The following is a 16,324-nucleotide window of genomic DNA, read 5'->3' on the forward strand; positions in this document are numbered from 1 at the left end:
CAGGTGTAATCCTGTTTCAAGGAGGCTCATTTCATGCGCCAGATAACCAAACTTCTGATGGCCCTGCCCGTTATTACGGGCCTTGGCTTGGCAAGCGTGCCCGCGGCGCAGGCGCAACCCGGACCACATATGATGGGCGGCCCCGGTTGGGCTGGTGGCCCACGTGGCGGACCGGGAGGCCCCGGCTGGGGCGGACCAAGAGGCGGCTATTATCATCATCGTGGCCCCGGTGGTGGTGCCATTGCCGGTGCCCTTATTGGCGGTCTGGCCGTAGGGGCTTTGGCAGGCGCCACAATGGCTGGCGGCCCACCAGTGGCTTACGCACCGCCGCCCCCTCCGCCACCACCAACAGCTTACGTAGTTCCCGCTGTGCCGGTTATGCCCGGGCCGGGTTACGGCTATTACGGCCCGCGCGGATATTATCAGGCATGGTAATCAGCCAGCCGAACAAAGCTGAGGCCTGAAAACAAAAATCAGGCGCTGCCCGCTAAGGCGCGGGCAGCTTCCAGCACGGCTTCAACATGGCCCGGCACTTTCACCTTGGGCCAGATATGCGCAATTTTACCATCCGCCCCGATCAGGAACGTTGTGCGCTCGATACCCATATACTGGCGGCCGTAATTGGTTTTTTCTACCCACACACCGTAGGCCTCTGTCACACTCCCGGATTCATCTGATGCCAAGGGAAATGTTAGATCATATTTGGCAGCAAAGGCGTCCAGCTTTTTTACCGGATCGCGCGAAACGCCAATAACGGTCAGGCCTGCCTTGTCAAAATCTTTCAGGGCCTCGTTAAATCCGCAGGCTTCCTTTGTGCATCCGGGTGTATCTGCCTTGGGGTAGAAATACAGAACAAACGGTTTGCCCTTAAAATCTGCCAACGCCACCTTACGGCCGCCGCTTGCTTCCATATCAAACGCTGGAGCAGCATCTCCTACTTCAAGCGTGTGTTTTTCCGTCATGCTTGGTTTCCTTCTTTTAAAATCTCTTACGCCAGAGTGAACGTGCAGGGTCAGCGAGCTGTTCCGGCGCCGTGCGCGGCTTATTCCACCGGGCCAACCAGCCGGGCAAAAACTGCGTGCACATCACGCGCCAGAATGTTCGCCTTTTCAATCAGATCCGGCAGCGTCTCCAGCTTCATGGCTTTCAGCAGCACGTTTAATGATGCAGGAGCCAGATCACGCTCCAGATCAACAGGCGGCGTTGCCCCACACAGCAGCCGCAACACAGCCTGAAGCTGACGCCAGAACAACTCGGCCTGCTTTAAAAACTGAGCATCTTCAGCACTCAGTAGCCCTACCTTTTCCAGCCGCCCCAGAGCCAAACGGGTGCTGACATCCCGCACGGCACTATTTGCGCCAATCAGCTGATAAATCTGGGCAATAAATTCCACATCAATCAGCCCGCCCAGCCGCCGTTTTACATCCCACACAGAAGATGCTGGCAGATCTCGCGCCAAACGCGCACGCATGGCGCAGGCATCTTTCAGCAACGTTGCACGAGATGCTGGCTCGGCCCGCAAACGGCCATCCAGAATGGTATCCAGATCCTTCCGCAACACATGCTTCAATTCTGCTGGAGCAGCTATAATACGGGCACGCGTGAGCGCCATGCACTCCCATGTCCATGCGGATTCTGTGTGGTAACGCAAAAAAGCGGGGCGCGAGACAGCAACCGGCCCCGCTGCGCCGGAGGGACGCAACCGCATATCCACCGCATATAATGGCCCTTCCGGCCCCGGTGCAGTAAGCGCGGCAATAAAGGCATGGGCCAACCGTGTATAATACTGCGCCACCCCAACAGACCGTGGAGCGGAAAACAGTGGACGCTCTGCTTTTGCCTCCGCCTGCGGTACCTCGCTGGCCTGCACATCTTCGGGGTGATCAAACACCATCAGCAAATCAAGGTCTGAGCGCGGCATCATCTCGCGCGAACCGGCTTTGCCAAGTGCTACAATGGCCATCCCCCCACCCGGAACATGCCCGTAGCGGCGCGTGTGCTCGACCTCCACCGCGTGTTTAACAATGGTGATAATGGTATCTGCCAGCACCGTGCGCTGCTTTTCGGCCTCGTTTTCCGTCATGCGGCCTTCCAGCAAGGCAACGGAGAGGCGAAATTCTTCACCACGCAAAAGCGGGCGTAAAGCTGTGACCAGTTCTTCAATATCCGCCATCTCCTCTGCCAGATGCTGAAGGCGCGCCACTACCGTACGCCCTTCCTCTGGTTCGGATTCTAAAAGCCCTTCCAGCGCAGAAGGCTTGTCTGCCAGATAATCTGCCAGAAAAACCGAGGCATCAAAGATATTGGCAATACGGTCCACCAATGCCGGATTGCGTTCAAACAGAGAAAGAAGCTGCACCCCAGCGTGCTGCCGCGCCAGCAAGGCATCAAACCGGCGCAAACAGGCCAGAGGATTGCTGCGTGCGCCAAAACTGGCCAGCAATGTCGGCAACAACACACGCAACAACGCATGTGCACGCTCAGACCGCAGCGCCCGCAAGCCGTTACCACGCCAACGGGTAAGAACCTGTGTGGCTTCCTCCACCTGTTCGGGCGGGAAACCGTGCTTTTGCAACAGTTCTGCCGTTTGCCCATCTTCCGGGCCGGGCACCAGAACACTGCCTTCCACTTCTTCCGGCTGGGCGGAATGCAGCACAAAATGGCGTTCAAAAATACGCCGTGCCTCACGCATACGGGGCAACATATCCAGCGCCAGAACTTCGGCATCTGGATAGTTCATGAAGATGGCAAAAGCCTCAAACCCTTCCCGCGTATCTGGCAGGCTGTGGGTTTGGTGGTCTGCCCGCATTTGCAAGCGGTGCTCTGCATCGCGCAAAAAGCGATAGGTACGGGCCAGCACCTCGGCTTCTTCCCGCGGCAGGCGGCCTGAACCCACAAGTTTTTTGAGCGCACCAAAGGTGGTTTTATCCCGCAACGCGGGCTCGCGCCCACCCCAGACAAGCTGCATGGCCTGCGCGATAAATTCAATTTCACGAATACCACCCTGCCCCAGCTTGAGGTTATGGCCCAGCAGCCATTCTATGCTAGCGGAAGGATCTGCCAGCACGGCATCTGGCAGAGTGCTTAAGTCTGTTCGGCCTGCCTTACGGTAACGGTCAATCCGGGCCTTCATGTCATGCAGGTCATCAATCAGCGCAAAATCCAAGTGTCTGCGCCAGATGAAGGGACGAATGGCTGCCAGAAAACGCCGCCCCAGTGTGAGATCCCCCGCCACAGGGCGCGCTTTTGTCATGGCCGCGCGTTCCCACGTTTGGCCGAGGCTTTCATAATACAGGGTGGCCGCCTGCACCGTAACCGCCGGAGGGGTGGAGGATGGATCGGGCCGTAATCTTAAATCTGTGCGAAAAACGTATCCATTGGCATCTCGTGCTTCCATCAGGCTCACAAGATCGCTAGTCATACGCACGAACACACGCCGCACTGTGTCCGACTGAGGGTACGCTGTGGGATCATACAGCACCATCAGGTCTATATCGGATGAAAAATTCAGCTCCCGCGCGCCCAGCTTGCCCATGGCCAGAATTACAAAGCCGCAGCCCTGCGCAGGCTGTTCCGGGTTTGGCAAAGCCAGCTGCCCTGCCTGAAAGGCACACCACAGCAAATGCCTGACAGCCAGATCCAGCGCGGTATCAGCCAAACGGCTGAGAGCATGCGTGACTTCTTCCAAAGACCAGAAGCCGCCCAGATCCGCCACAGCACAAATAAAAGCTATGCGTTTTTTTGTATGCCGCAAAAAAGCCGCGACACACTCTCGCCCCGATGTTGTGTCAAACTCCGCGCATGTTGCAAACGCATCCTGCACACAAATATCCGGCCCCTGTTCCAGCAGGGCCGCAAAGGCCAGAACATCTTCACGCGCCAGATCAGCCAGATACGGGCTGTTGCCCCCAAGGCAGGCCAGCAGCTCCCGCGCGCCGGGCTGTATCATGACAGATTCTGCAACACCCGCTTCCTGCGCCAGGGCCAGCATATCCTGCGTAAACAGTTCAGCCGCACGTTTATCAGCCGGGGCGGGCCAGTCTGCATCTGGCCACATGCGGGAACCATGCCCTCTAGGTTGCCTTACGTCTCGAAAAAGGGAATGGTCTGCCTGCGTCATGATCTGGCCCGTGCTGTGAACAATAAAGGCTTGCTGCGTTGACTTCCAACGGTCAAGACACCACGCGCCCACGGCGCACAAAAACCCGGCGATTTCTGGTCTATGGTGCCTATGCCATGGTTGGGCTGCCGCTTGTGGGCACAGCCTTGCTGTTTGCGCGCATGGCGCTGGGGCCAATAAATGTTACGCCGCTGGTGCGCCCTTTTTTACCGGTTACCGTTATTTCTGGCGGCAAAAAGCAGCCTCCTGTCGCCACATTGGGGCTTAGCCGCGCTTATCTGGAATGGAACGGTGTGCGCGATGGCTTCACATCTCCGCTCATGCTTGTTCTGCAAGATATTGCTGTTAAAGGGCCGGACCGCACAGTTGTTGATACCGTGCACGAGGCCCACGTTACGCTAGATACACTGGCCTTGGTGCACGGCGGCATTGCCCTGCGCGCTGTGGAATTAGAAGGCGTAAATCTTGCCCTCCGCCGTGGCAAAAACGGGGCTGTGGGGTTTGATTTTGATACCCCGCCTTCTGCGGGAGCACGTGATAGCGGAAGTGTAGATGCCGCCGGTCTGGACCGTGCCGTTATCTCCCACGCCATTGTGCGCATGAATGACCAGTTGACTGGCACGCATTGGGTGGCTTCTCCGCTGGATGCCACGCTGCACATGGCCTCAGCCCAAGGCAAAAAGGGCCTGACAGGTGCCGTGCAATTTGCCGTAACGGGGGAAGAAAACCCTGATTGCCACATAGAGGTAAAAGCCAACAGCCTGCCAGATTCAGATGGCAAGGGCATTACGTGGCATCTGGAAACCAATGCCGTTAAGCCTTCCAGCTTTTCCCATATCTCGCATGATCTGCAACACATTAGAACGCCTATAGCGGTCACGTCTGATGTTAATTTCCTGCCTGCGCCGGGTTCGGATTGGCTGATGCCAGGGGCGATGGACCTGCATGCAGATGCACAAAGCGGCAAGGTAACCGCCGCCGGGGCGCGTTACTTTTTAAACGGTGGTTCTGCCAATATTACCCTGCGGCTGGACCATCTTAAGGATGGCAGCACACCCGCGCATATTATTGTCCACAACATTACCGCAAACCTGCGCAATCCAGACCTTCCGGAAGATGAATCCAGAGGGCTTAATCTGGCCGTATCCGGGCAAGTAGATGCCACGGATCTGATAAACCCCACCACCGTTTCCGGGCAGGTTATTGCCGATATTCCGCAAGTGTACTTTCCTGATCTGATTTATTACTGGCCAGACAAGGCCGCCAAGGGCGGCAAAAAGTGGGTAACCAAGAATATTACAGATGGTGTGGCCTACAACCTGCACACCGTTGTTTCCCTCTCCAGCAAAACGGGCTGGAATGGTGTGGATGTAAGCAACATTGCTGGCGGGCTGGATGCCAAGGGGCTGACCATCCACTGGCTGCGGCCCATTTCTCCGCTTCGGGGTATGGATGCCCATATGGATGTGGATGGGCTGGACAAGCTGAGCATCAAGTTTGACCACGGCTATCAGCTTGTTGACCGTGCTGGCAAAAATGTGGGCCAGAATGGCACGGGCCGCATTGCCGCAGGCCCCGGCAGCATGGACATTGTGGGCCTGACCAAAAAAGACCAGACCGGCATTATCAACACGCAGCTGGATGGCAAGTTGCAGGATGTTATGGCTCTTCTGGCCGAACCGCGCCTGCATCTGCTTTCCCGCCACCCGCTGGATATTCGCAACCCACGTGGGCGCGCCAAACTTCAGCTCATGCTCAGCCTGCCCTTGAAAGACGATGTCAGTATTGATGACATGGAAATTAAGGGTCATGCCGATATTACACAGGCATCGCTTGATAATGTGGTGGCGGGGCGTGGTGTACGGCGTGCTGATATCAAGCTGGATGCTACAGCAGATGGGCTCTCCCTTGCCGGGCATGGCGTATTGGGTGGCTTGCCCTCCAATATCTCCTATTCAACAGATTTCCGGCACGTACCGCCTACCGGGCTATTGGAACAGGCGCATCTGACATCCCGCATCACGCCGCAAACCGCAACAGCCGCCGGTTTTGCAACGGGAGACCACTTTGGTGGTTCGGCTGATGCCGTGGTGGATTACCGCCAGTATGGAGATCACCACGGGTTGGTGGATATCAACCTCAACCTCAAGAACTCCCAAATCCGTATTCCGCTCTGGCACAAGGCACCGGGGCGGGCAGCGCAGGCCAATGCCACGCTGGGGCTAAAGAATGGGCAGATTGTTGCGGTGGATCGTATTCTGGCCACAGGGCCGGATCTGGATGTACGCGGCAAGGCCCGCCTGCGCCCCAACCATGCGCCCCAACTGATTATATCATCCTTCCGCGTTGCCAATTCCACCGGCCACGCCATGCTAGAACTGCCGCAAAAAGGTGTGTCAGGTTCGGTTATTCACGTTGGCGTATATGCAGACATGCTGGATCTTTCCCCCTTGGTGACGGGTGATCCATCGGCCCCCAAACCCGCGCAGCCCGCCAGCACTGGCTACCATGTGCCAGAAGCTGCAACAGGCAAGCTACACGGCCCGCCGGGAACGGCTTGGGCGATTGATCTGACAGCCAACACACTGCGCTACAACCCTGATAAACCCTCCTTAAAAGCTGTAAAAGCCTATTTTGAGGATAACGGTCAGCGGCTGGAAAAAATGTACTTTGCCATGCACGGACCAACCCCCGTCAGCATGACACTTACGCCCAAAGGTGCGGGGCGAGACCTGCGCGTTTCCATTCCAGACATGGGCGCATTTTTGTCTGACTTCAACATTCTGCCAGATATTGAAGGTGGCCATGCCGTTCTCAGCGGATCTTTTGATGATACGGAGGCCTCCGCCCCGTTTAATGGCCGCATAACCGTTACGCCATTTGTGCTCAAAAAAGCCCCAACGGCCTTGCGTATGGCGCGAAATATCTCGTTTTACGGTTGGCTGGCTGCACACAAGACATCAGAATTTATGGTGACACACCTTGTGCTACCCGTAACATTCAAAGATGGCGTGCTGAATATTCATGATGGCAGAACCGGCAACAATGCGCTGGGCGCAACGCTTGAAGGCGATGTAAATCTGGATAAAAACAGCATAGATTTACACGGCACTGTGGTGCCTATTTTTGCCATTAACAAACTGCCCGGAAAGCTGCCGGGTATTGGCTGGATGTTCAGCCCGGAAAAAGATGGCGGGCTTGTTGCCGTAACGTTTGGCGTGGCTGGTCAGATGAACAACCCTTCCCTGCACGTGAACCCCTATTCCATCTTCCTGCCCGGGGCGCTGCGCCGGATTTTTTAACCCGGTGGCAGCCCCTTTAGAAGGCTGCGTTATTTATCATCAATAGCAGGGTCTTCTCCATCCGCATTGGGGGGAAGATCCGCCGCCCCTTCCATCAAGGATACGGCATCTGTTAGCGGGTTGTGCACTGTGGCGGTAATGCCCCCTGCCCGCACGATATCGCGAAAAGATGTGCCTTCATCATCAAACGCGGTGTCCAGACCATTGCCGCTAACTTCTCCCACAGCATGAAACACCACGCCAGACTGCGGCTGCACGGGGGAAACCAGCCAGTGCCGCGTGTGTGAGATAACGGAGGAGGCATCTGCATCCATACACGGTTGCATATGGGTGAGGGTTACGGTTTCGGTGGTAACCAGCGCCTCATTTTCTTCCCCGCCCTTGCGGCCACCGGCTTTGGTTTGTGCTGTAAACACAGTGCCAGATGCCACCACCTGCATGGCTTGTGGGGGTTGCGCAATATCTGCGCGCAAACATACGGAAACTGTGCCGGAACTTCCATCATCCGCCTGCGCAAACACAGGCAGGCTCACCCCAGCTAAAAACAGATAAAAAAGTGCAATGCTGGGGCGGATTTTCATGGCGACGTTCTCTTTTTTCCGTTTTCTGCCGCCCGAAACATCAAACCTTATGGGTGCGCAGGGGCTTCCCGCTTCAGCCCGGACGGAATGGCAAACACGCTATCTGGCTGGGTGGCTCGGCTTACACTCAGCGCGCGCACCGTTACCTGCCCCTGCTGTGCAACCTGCAAAAGCAGGCCGTCTGGCGTATAGCATGCATCTGTTGGGTGCCCATCGGCATCCGTTGTGCGCCATAATGTGCACTGTTCACCCGCCACAACGGAATTCCCCAATCGTGCATAGGTGCCAGCCGCTGCGGGCTGCCCTGGGGGGGTAATCTGCTGTGGGCCGGGTACGGGCATTACACTGGCGCGCTTGCGTGCGGTATCCACCACCGTAAGAGTGTGATCTGTCCATGATGTAATCATGAACACATCAGAATTCTGCGGGTCCAGCCGCTGGCGCAGGGAGCTGACCTGCCAGCGCATACGCTGCTGGGTATGCGCATCGCCTTGGGCTGAGTTCAATTCATACAACACATCTGCATCAACCGATGGCGTCACTACTGGTGCATCGGCTGGGCTTATCTGTGTTGGTTCTGGTGTTTGGGGCTGTATCTGGGCGTGGGCCACAGTGCCGGAAGCCGCCATCAGCACAAACCCCACACCTGCAAGCAAGCGTTTTGTAACCATCTTACGGGGTTCCTTCCGTGCCATTAGTGGGGGTAGATATCATCGGCCCTACGCCAGAAGGCGCCGCAGGCTGTGCTGGTGCGGCACCTGCCGAACCTCCGCTATTCTTGTTCCCACTATGCGGGTTAACTTCCTGAAAACCTGCAGGTGGCTGAAACACACTATCTGGCACAGGCTCGTAAGATACCTTCATGGCGCGGATACGGCCGTTCAGCCCATCCACATCAATACCGGTTTGGGAAAGAATAAAGCCATCATCTGTTACGCAGGCCGTGGCCTGCCCTTGGGCAGATTGCGCAGCCCAAACGGTGCATGGCTGCCCGGCCACAACATCGCTGCCTTTGCGCGTAAACTGCATGGACAGATCAAGCAGAAACGGGTTGCGAATACCTTCCTGCTGCACAAGGCGGGTGTATATGTGCCGATCATTCAAAAGCACCAGCACTTCCTGCGAGGCACGATTGATAATCACGGCCCCGCGGCTTTCATCACCTTCCATGCTGGTCATGTAGTTGATGCGCATAAGCCCGCCATCGCCAGAGAACATCACCTGCACATGGCGCGTTGGCACGGGGGTGTCCGGCTTGGCGCCGTTTTGCAAATCCTGCGCTGTGGGCTGGGGCTGAAAGCTGTAATCAATAATGGCATCACGCGCTGGCGTTAAACGCGGATGGTCCAGCGCAACCTGTGCCTGTGCCTGCCCGGAAAACACCGTGCCCACAACAGGCACAGCCGCCCCCAGAACACCCATAAGGCAAAAAAAACGCATACGACCATACAGGCGTGTGCTCATGATATCATCCATTCCAGTCATTCAAATTACAGGCCCACGCTTGGCTATTTACCTTGGGCGCAACCAACATGCTGCAACCCTAGGGCATGCCACGGGCCGGAATATGGCAGTTACTTACATGTTTCGGATTTCTGCTTCCAGCACGTCAGCCGGAATATTCTGCTGCCAGCGCGGCTGCATGCTTACGGCCTTTTCCAGCATGGCTTTATATTCGGCTGCCGGTATTTCCTCACCTCCAAAGCGGGCAAGGTGTTCGGTGCCAAATTGTGTGTCCAGCACAATAAACCCGCACAAGCGCAAGCGTGCCACCAAATGCACCAAAGCCACCTTGGAGGCATCTGTTGTGCGGCTGAACATGCTTTCTCCAAAAAACGCGCCGCCAAGGGCTACGCCGTACAGGCCCCCCACAAGTTCACCGTTCTGCCAACATTCCACACTGTGGCTGAAGCCCATGTCATGCAGGGCGCAGAACAGACGGTAGATCTCGCTATTTATCCAAGTGGTTTCTCGCCCCGGTGCGGGGGCGGCGCAAGCGCGCATAACGGCAGGAAAATCCCGATCCACACACACCTCAAACTGGCCGGACAGCACGGTACGGCGCAAGCGGCGCGGGAGATGAAAACCATCCAGCGGCAGAATGCCGCGCGGGTCCGGGTCATACCATCGTAGGGTGGTATCTGTTGCATCAGATGCCATAGGGAACAGCCCCGCCGCGTATGCACCCAGCATGATCTGGGGGGTAAGTTCCTGTGTCATCTGCTGCGTGTTCCCTTCCTGCAACCCATCATCCTGCACACCAAGGCAACCTCTGGCTTTGCATGCCGTTATGGAGTGTCATAGCCCATATGTTGTCTGCCCCCGCTTGATGCCACCCCGCATTGGGCACAAACTTGCGCCAGACAACCACCGACTCACCAGCCTACGGAGTTGCCTGTGAGCACAGACGCACCTCGCCTTATCCGCTCCATCCGCCTGTTAGATGCTGCGGAAGATCGTATTAAAGCAGAATTTACAGCCCCGCCCCCGCCAGAAAGAAGCCTGAAAACACCGGCACTTCTGGAACTTGCCAAGGAATTTCAGCCTTTTGCTGTTGTGCTTACCAACAACGCCCCCCTTAAAGGCAAGGATGTGGAAGCGCTGCCAGACTGCGTAAAACTGGTATCTACCGTAAGCGTTGGGCTGGACCATCTGGATCTTCCCGCCCTGCATGAACGCGGCATTGCAGTTTCCAACACCCCAAATGTGCTGACAGACTGTAATGCCGATTTAAGCATGATGCTGATTCTGGCCGCCTGCCGTAGGGCTGCCGAATATTATACGCTCATGAAAAACGGCTGGCATCATGGCCTTGGTATGGGCGGCATGTTGGGCCACCGTGTTACCGGCAAGCGTCTGGGCATTGTAGGCATGGGCCGCATTGGGCAGGCTGTGGCAAAGCGCGCACGCGGCTTTGACATGACCATTCTCTACCACAACCGCAGCCGCCTTTCTGCAGCAGAAGAAGCTGGCGCCACCTATTTTGAAAAGCTGGAAGACATGCTGCCCCATTGCGATGTGCTCACCCTGCACATGCCGGGCTCACCTTCCGCGCCGCCTCTCATGAACAGCCAGACATTCTCCCTGCTGCCCAAGGGCAGTGTGTTTGTAAATGCGGCGCGCGGCTCCTTGGTGGATGAAGATGCGCTGATAGAGGCCTTGGAATCTGGCCATCTGTTTGGGGCCGGGCTTGATGTTTACCGGCAGGAACCAAACCCCAACCCACGGCTGACAGCCCTGCCCAATATCTTCATGACACCGCACGCAGGCAGCGCCACCATAGAAACGCGCACCGCTATGTGCATGCTGGCGCTAGACAATGTAGAGGCTTTGGCAAAAGGCTTGCCCATGCCTTCTCCCGTTACGCCGTAAGGAGCCGCTTTTGCCATGAACATGCGCCTGTCTTGCCTGATTGGTATTGCGGTGTGCTTTGCCGTAACCTTTTGGGCACCGCATTACCATCTGGCGGCCAAGGTTATTGGCATCACCCTGCTTGGGTTTGCCATTCTCACCACGTTTTTAGAGGGCGAACCGCCCCGCAAGGTGCAGAAAAAACCTGCCTGACCAGCAAAAAAGCCAGCCCGTAAAGGTGCTGGCCTTTTTGCAATCTTTCTAGCCTGAGCTGAAAATGGCTTAGGCTTCTGCTCCACGTTCGGCCAGATCTTCACGCATGGACATGGCAGTATCACGCACAACCGGCCCATGTTCCCGCTCCAGCCGGCGAATGGTGAAATGCGCACGGGCAAGTGCACGGTAATGGTTGAAGAACGCCGTGTTCAAAGAGGCCCCACACAGTGCACCTGCCACAGGCATAAGCTGAAGGGAAATTTTCTGCCCCAGCGCCAACCCGTAATGAGAGGCTACTTCAGCAATCAGCATCACAACCGGGCGGCCACGCAGCACAGCGCGGGCCGAGAAATAACCCAACTCGCTTTCTTCCCCGCTTCTGTTGTTGGGGAAGGCTTTAAGCGCAAACACTTCCAGACAGGCACGGCGGGCATCCGGGTCTGACAAATCTTCCCCTTCCTCCCGCGCAACGCGTGCAATTTCACGCATGATTGTCAGCGTTGTAAAACCAATATCCGGGGCTAAACCAGCCAAACCACTAAAACCACCCACTGCGCCAGAAACAGCCACCGCAGCCTGCAAGGCTGGGCCACGCCAACGGGCTTCTGCCATCTGGCTATCGGCAGGGCCTTTCATACCCACAATGGCCACATCAAACGCGCGCGCAATGGCGGTTTCTGCCAGCCCGCGCATTTTTTCTTCCATATTGGGGGCCATGCCCAAACCGCGCAGGCCCAAACGGGCGGCATGCCCAACGGCACCGCCCATAAGGTCTGCCAGACGCACCAGAACGCCCCGGCCAGATTCCACATCGGCCAGCGCCTGTTCCAGTTCTGCCAGTTCGTGCCCATCCAAAAGCATGGGGGCCAGGGCATTCCCTGCTGTTTTTTGTGTGCTCATCCGTGCCTCTCCTGCCTGCTGCATGCCACGCCCGTTTGCGAACGAAGCAGCGACGCACTCTGGCGCCTTATTTTTCTCTATTCCGTTGTAATCATAACAGGCACAGGGCACGAAAAACAGCACCCAGCACCTTATCCGCCCTGCATACGCGGCCCGCGCCGTTGTAAGGCTTGCATAAAGCCCTTAGACACTCCAAAGCAGAAATACCGTTCTCCACCCAGGCGCACACCTTATTGCGGAGTATCCTGATATGACCGATCCTTCACCCATCCAGCGTTCTGTACGGCGCTTTCTGCGGCTGGCACCGCTGGCGGCTGTTGTGGCAACTGCAGCCTGCGCCACCCCGCAGGAACAGACATATGAAACCCGGCTGGCTGAAGCACGCACTGCACCTGATTTGTGCCAGTCTGACCGTTTCCACGTTCTTGTGGCAAAAGCATGGGAAAAGGCACATGAAGTCGGTGGGGCAGATGTTGAAGATGCCTCTCCCAACCCTAACACGCCTGCGCCAGCCATACAGGTGCAAGCTTCTTCCGCCATGCCGGATGTAAGCTTTCCGCCATATTCACAACGCGCTTGCCGCATGACAGTTCAATCCGGCACGGCTGCGCCTGAAACAGGCTTTTTCACGGTGGCTTACTTCATGCACAACGGTAAGGTGGATACCTCCGTGCCGCTGTGGGATTCTGATAAAGAAGTTTCCGATTACTATAACGAGCTGAAAGAAAAGATCCGCTCTGGCGTGGATATGAACAACCCCACGCTTAAATCCTGCATGCAGCATTACCCAGCCCTGCACCCAGATAGCACAGACCCAGCCGTGCAGCAGGCCGCTATCAGCCTGCGCGCCGTGCTGGTGCGCCACTGCCTGGCAGACCATGCTGCGCTGAAAAACCTGTATTCCGATATGTACTTCATTCACCGCTAAAACAGATACCCCGGTGCCTATGCTTTTGGGTCTGGCTGCTTTGATCTTGCATTCAGGCCCAAAAGCCGCATTCTGCGGCAGTTCTTTTTAGCTTAGCTTTCAGGATATATAGTCCCATGCAGTATCATTCTGTTTCTCCCGATTTTGCAGTTTCCCCCCAGATTACGGTGGAAGATATTCCGCTCATTCGGGATGCAGGGTTCAAAACCATTATCTGCAACCGCCCGGATGGCGAAGAAGCTGGTCAACCTTCTGCTGAAACCATTGGTGAAGCCGCACGCAAGGCTGGCCTTTCCTTTATTGCCATTCCGGTTTCTGCACCGCTCACGCCTTCTTCCGATGCCGTGATTGAAACGCAGGAAGCCATCAACACCCTGCCGGGGCCGATTTTTGCTTATTGCCGTTCTGGCAACCGCTCTGCTCAGGCATGGACACTGGCAACACAGAGCTAATTCCTGCTCTGCACTGCTTGCAAAAAAGGCCGCCCTTTATGGAGCGGCCTTTTTTGTTTAGGTGCGTTATGCCCATTACTACAAAATATCGTGAACATGGGCTACGTTTCAGGCTGGTTCCTGCCATCCGCCCATGTCACACAAAATCTGCCAGTGCTCTGCCGATACGGGGCAGACAGACAAGCGGGACTGCCGCACCAAAGCCAGATCTTCCAGCGTAGGTTCCGCCTTAATCTGCGCCAGTGTTACCGGTATGGGCATAGGGGCTATGGCTTTTACATCCACACATACCCATTTATCGGTTTCTGCCGTTGGGTCCGGGTAGCCTTCACGCACCACTTCCACCACGCCAACAATGGCGCGCTGCACGTTGGAATGGTAGAAAAAAGCGCGATCTCCCGCCTTCATGGCCGCCAGATTCTTTTTAGCCTGATGGTTGCGCACGCCTGTCCATGGCTCCACGCCATTGGCCACCTGCTCATCCCAGCTAAAGGCATCAGGCTCACTTTTCACCAGCCAGTAGGCCATGATTATTCAGCCATCTGGCCATCACGGAACACGGTCCGCAACGGGCGAATAATCACGCTTTCAAACAGGTTTACCTTTGCATACGGGTCTGCCGCCGCAAAACCTTCTGCCGTAGCGCGGTCTGGTGCTTCCAGCAGAACAAGGCTGCCACAGGGGTTGCCGTTGGCATCCAACTGCGGGCCTGCAAACAGGATACCGTCTTTATGGGCTTCCAAAAATGCCAGATGCTGCGCACGTGTGGCCTTGCGCAGTTCCAGCGCGCCGGGGCGATCCGTACAGGTAATGGCAAACAGCATAATTTCCTCCGTTGTGTTGTGTGGGCAAGACGCCCATGAACAACTGCATCGTGTCAAGAGGCACGGAATGTTGTAAAAGGGGACACAGGTAGTCCTTTTCCCACTTCCGCATGGCAGTGAAAGAGGAAGACCACAGGATTGAACCAGATACAGATGGAACGGACTGACTTTTGAGCGCCTCTCCGACCTTTGTCGCGCGTACCGGCAATTTTTTCCATCGGTATGCCAATCCCGGCCAGTTTCTTAAGCTGGGGGCACGCCTTCAGCCGTGGCTTACATGGCCTGCCATACTCCTTACCCTTACGGGGCTGGGCTGGGGGCTGTTTTTCTCCCCCGCAGACTGGCAGCAGGGCGATTCCGTGCGCATTATGTATGTGCATGTGCCTGCGGCCATGCTGGCTTCTGCCGGATATGCTGGTTTGGCCATATGTGGCCTGCTCTCACTTGTATGGCGGCACCCCTTGGCTGACTTGGCAGCGGTGGAAATTGGCCCTGTGGGCGCTTCCATCACCGCACTTTGCCTTGCTACGGGGTCCCTTTGGGGCAAACCCATGTGGGGCACATGGTGGGTGTGGGATGCACGGCTGACCTCCGTTCTGGTGCTGTTTTTCCTGTATCTGGGGCATATTGCGCTTATTCGCGCATTTGATGATCCGCAGCGTGGCTATAAAGCCGCCGCCATTCTGGCCCTTGCAGGTGCGGTAGATCTGCCCATTATCAAGTTTAGTGTGCAATGGTGGAACACTCTGCACCAGCCAGACAGCATTACCCTTACGGGTGCGCCCACCATGTCTTCTTCCATGCTGTGGCCTCTGGCCTTGTCTGCCTTGGGCATGGGGCTTGGCTTTGCTGCCATTGTTGTGGCCCGCACCCGCGCCGCCGTAATGGAAAGCCGTATTCGCGCCCTGCTGTCCTCCCCCCGCCGCAGAGGCAACGCTGCATGACCCATCTGCCTTATATTGCCGCCAGCTACGGCCTGTTTGCCATTATGGCGCTTGTGTTTTCCGTTGGCGCTGCCCTGCGCCTGAAGCGCGACCGCATCCGGCTGGCCACCCTTGAACAAAAAGCCCCCCGCAAGGCAGGAGCCGCTCCACAATCATGACCCGCAAAACCCGTCGCCTCTGGCTTGTCATTGCCTGCGTGGCGTGCCTTGGCACCGCCGCAGCTTTGATCCTGCGGGCTTTTTCTTCCGATATCGTGTTTTTTGTCACGCCTTCGCAGGTTATGGCCTCCCCTCCGCCCAAGGATAGAACCGTCAAGCTGGGCGGCATGGTGGTGGCCGGTTCTGTCCACCGTGAACGCAGGGGTGAAACACCTGTTGCCACGTTTAACGTCACCGATGGCCAAGCCGCAGTAACCGTGCATTACGAAGGCATTTTGCCAGACCTGTTCCGTGAAGGCCAAAGCGTTGTGGCCATTGGCACGGTTCAACCCTCGCATGATTTTGCCGCCACCGAAGTGCTGGCCAAGCATGATGAAACCTACATGCCCAAGGAAGTGGCCGAGGCCCTGAAAAAGGCCGGGAAGTGGGACCCACGATTTGGCCCGCCCCCCAGTGCGGATAGCTGGAACAAAATGACGGTGCAGGATGCCCGCAAAAACACCGCCACCCAGCCTGCCACCAACTAATATACAGACCTGAAAAAGCGG

18 protein-coding genes are annotated in these 16,324 nt (G+C 56.7%); 9 read left to right on the forward strand and 9 right to left on the reverse strand.

The features are described from left to right. Nucleotides 1–33 precede the first annotated feature (33 nt). On the forward strand, nucleotides 34–435 hold the full coding sequence (locus FCN51_RS15015) for a hypothetical protein (protein ID WP_160256259.1): 402 nt from the start codon (nucleotides 34–36) through the stop codon (nucleotides 433–435). Nucleotides 436–473: 38 nt separating this feature from the next. On the opposite strand, the gene bcp is transcribed toward FCN51_RS15015, so the two are convergent. Next, a complete protein-coding gene (bcp, locus tag FCN51_RS15020; protein ID WP_003628233.1) occupies nucleotides 474–962 on the reverse strand; it encodes a thioredoxin-dependent thiol peroxidase in 489 nt (162 codons plus the stop codon). Nucleotides 963–1,042: 80 nt separating this feature from the next. Then, entirely contained in the window at nucleotides 1,043–4,120 is a 3,078-nt protein-coding gene (locus tag FCN51_RS15025) for a bifunctional [glutamine synthetase] adenylyltransferase/[glutamine synthetase]-adenylyl-L-tyrosine phosphorylase (RefSeq protein WP_201762587.1), read from the reverse strand. Between the two features lie 116 nt (nucleotides 4,121–4,236). Between FCN51_RS15025 and FCN51_RS15030 the strand changes: the two genes are divergently transcribed. Then, the gene (locus FCN51_RS15030; RefSeq protein ID WP_201762614.1) at nucleotides 4,237–7,422 is read left to right on the forward strand and encodes an AsmA-like C-terminal region-containing protein; all 3,186 of its coding nucleotides are present in this window, start codon (nucleotides 4,237–4,239) and stop codon (nucleotides 7,420–7,422) included. 29 nt (nucleotides 7,423–7,451) lie between these two features. On the opposite strand, the gene FCN51_RS15035 is transcribed toward FCN51_RS15030, so the two are convergent. The 4 genes from FCN51_RS15035 to aat form a co-directional block, all read right to left on the reverse strand. Then, nucleotides 7,452–8,003, reverse strand: a complete 552-nt coding sequence (locus FCN51_RS15035; protein ID WP_003622650.1) for a hypothetical protein — start codon at nucleotides 8,001–8,003, stop codon at nucleotides 7,452–7,454. A gap of 47 nt (nucleotides 8,004–8,050) precedes the next feature. Further along, a complete protein-coding gene (locus FCN51_RS15040; RefSeq protein WP_160256261.1) occupies nucleotides 8,051–8,674 on the reverse strand; it encodes a hypothetical protein in 624 nt (207 codons plus the stop codon). A gap of 1 nt (nucleotide 8,675) precedes the next feature. After that, nucleotides 8,676–9,488 carry a DUF4412 domain-containing protein gene (locus FCN51_RS15045; RefSeq protein ID WP_201762588.1) on the reverse strand — a complete coding sequence of 271 codons (813 nt, stop codon included), beginning with the start codon at nucleotides 9,486–9,488 and terminating at the stop codon, nucleotides 8,676–8,678. A gap of 93 nt (nucleotides 9,489–9,581) precedes the next feature. Next, the gene (aat, locus tag FCN51_RS15050; protein ID WP_160256262.1) at nucleotides 9,582–10,223 is read right to left on the reverse strand and encodes a leucyl/phenylalanyl-tRNA--protein transferase; all 642 of its coding nucleotides are present in this window, start codon (nucleotides 10,221–10,223) and stop codon (nucleotides 9,582–9,584) included. Between the two features lie 177 nt (nucleotides 10,224–10,400). Between aat and FCN51_RS15055 the strand changes: the two genes are divergently transcribed. Together FCN51_RS15055 and FCN51_RS15060 are read left to right on the forward strand one after the other, a co-directional pair. Next, nucleotides 10,401–11,375, forward strand: a complete 975-nt coding sequence (locus FCN51_RS15055) for a 2-hydroxyacid dehydrogenase (protein ID WP_160256263.1) — start codon at nucleotides 10,401–10,403, stop codon at nucleotides 11,373–11,375. A 15-nt stretch (nucleotides 11,376–11,390) separates the two neighbouring features. Continuing rightward, nucleotides 11,391–11,567: a hypothetical protein gene (locus tag FCN51_RS15060; protein ID WP_003622641.1), complete on the forward strand. Its 177-nt coding sequence runs from the start codon at nucleotides 11,391–11,393 to the stop codon at nucleotides 11,565–11,567. 69 nt (nucleotides 11,568–11,636) lie between these two features. Here the strand turns inward: FCN51_RS15060 and FCN51_RS15065 are convergent, their stop codons facing one another. After that, entirely contained in the window at nucleotides 11,637–12,494 is an 858-nt protein-coding gene (locus FCN51_RS15065) for an EcsC family protein (RefSeq protein WP_003622639.1), read from the reverse strand. A 226-nt stretch (nucleotides 12,495–12,720) separates the two neighbouring features. Here FCN51_RS15065 and FCN51_RS15070 point away from each other — a divergent pair, with 226 nt between their 5' ends. Beyond that, nucleotides 12,721–13,398, forward strand: a complete 678-nt coding sequence (locus FCN51_RS15070) for a hypothetical protein (RefSeq protein WP_160256264.1) — start codon at nucleotides 12,721–12,723, stop codon at nucleotides 13,396–13,398. 116 nt (nucleotides 13,399–13,514) lie between these two features. Then, nucleotides 13,515–13,850 (forward strand): TIGR01244 family sulfur transferase, encoded by a 336-nt coding sequence (locus FCN51_RS15075; protein ID WP_003622634.1) that lies wholly within the window; start codon nucleotides 13,515–13,517, stop codon nucleotides 13,848–13,850. Between the two features lie 108 nt (nucleotides 13,851–13,958). Here the strand turns inward: FCN51_RS15075 and FCN51_RS15080 are convergent, their stop codons facing one another. Next, nucleotides 13,959–14,378 carry an EVE domain-containing protein gene (locus FCN51_RS15080; RefSeq protein WP_160256265.1) on the reverse strand — a complete coding sequence of 140 codons (420 nt, stop codon included), beginning with the start codon at nucleotides 14,376–14,378 and terminating at the stop codon, nucleotides 13,959–13,961. Between the two features lie 2 nt (nucleotides 14,379–14,380). After that, nucleotides 14,381–14,674: a YciI family protein gene (locus tag FCN51_RS15085; protein ID WP_003622630.1), complete on the reverse strand. Its 294-nt coding sequence runs from the start codon at nucleotides 14,672–14,674 to the stop codon at nucleotides 14,381–14,383. 170 nt (nucleotides 14,675–14,844) lie between these two features. On the opposite strand from FCN51_RS15085, the gene FCN51_RS15090 reads away from it, so the two are divergent. Genes FCN51_RS15090 through ccmE form a run of 3 tightly spaced genes read left to right on the forward strand, consistent with a single transcriptional unit; the run spans nucleotide 14,845 to nucleotide 16,303 of the window. After that, nucleotides 14,845–15,618: a heme ABC transporter permease gene (locus tag FCN51_RS15090; RefSeq protein ID WP_003622628.1), complete on the forward strand. Its 774-nt coding sequence runs from the start codon at nucleotides 14,845–14,847 to the stop codon at nucleotides 15,616–15,618. Next, nucleotides 15,615–15,776: a hypothetical protein gene (locus tag FCN51_RS15095; protein WP_003622625.1), complete on the forward strand. Its 162-nt coding sequence runs from the start codon at nucleotides 15,615–15,617 to the stop codon at nucleotides 15,774–15,776. Before FCN51_RS15090 ends, FCN51_RS15095 begins: the two co-directional genes overlap by 4 nt. After that, the gene (gene ccmE, locus FCN51_RS15100) at nucleotides 15,773–16,303 is read left to right on the forward strand and encodes a cytochrome c maturation protein CcmE (RefSeq protein ID WP_012812758.1); all 531 of its coding nucleotides are present in this window, start codon (nucleotides 15,773–15,775) and stop codon (nucleotides 16,301–16,303) included. Before FCN51_RS15095 ends, ccmE begins: the two co-directional genes overlap by 4 nt. The last annotated feature ends 21 nt before the right edge of the window (nucleotides 16,304–16,324 follow it).

It is taken from the genome of Acetobacter pasteurianus (assembly GCF_009914215.2).
Classification (GTDB): domain Bacteria; phylum Pseudomonadota; class Alphaproteobacteria; order Acetobacterales; family Acetobacteraceae; genus Acetobacter; species Acetobacter pasteurianus.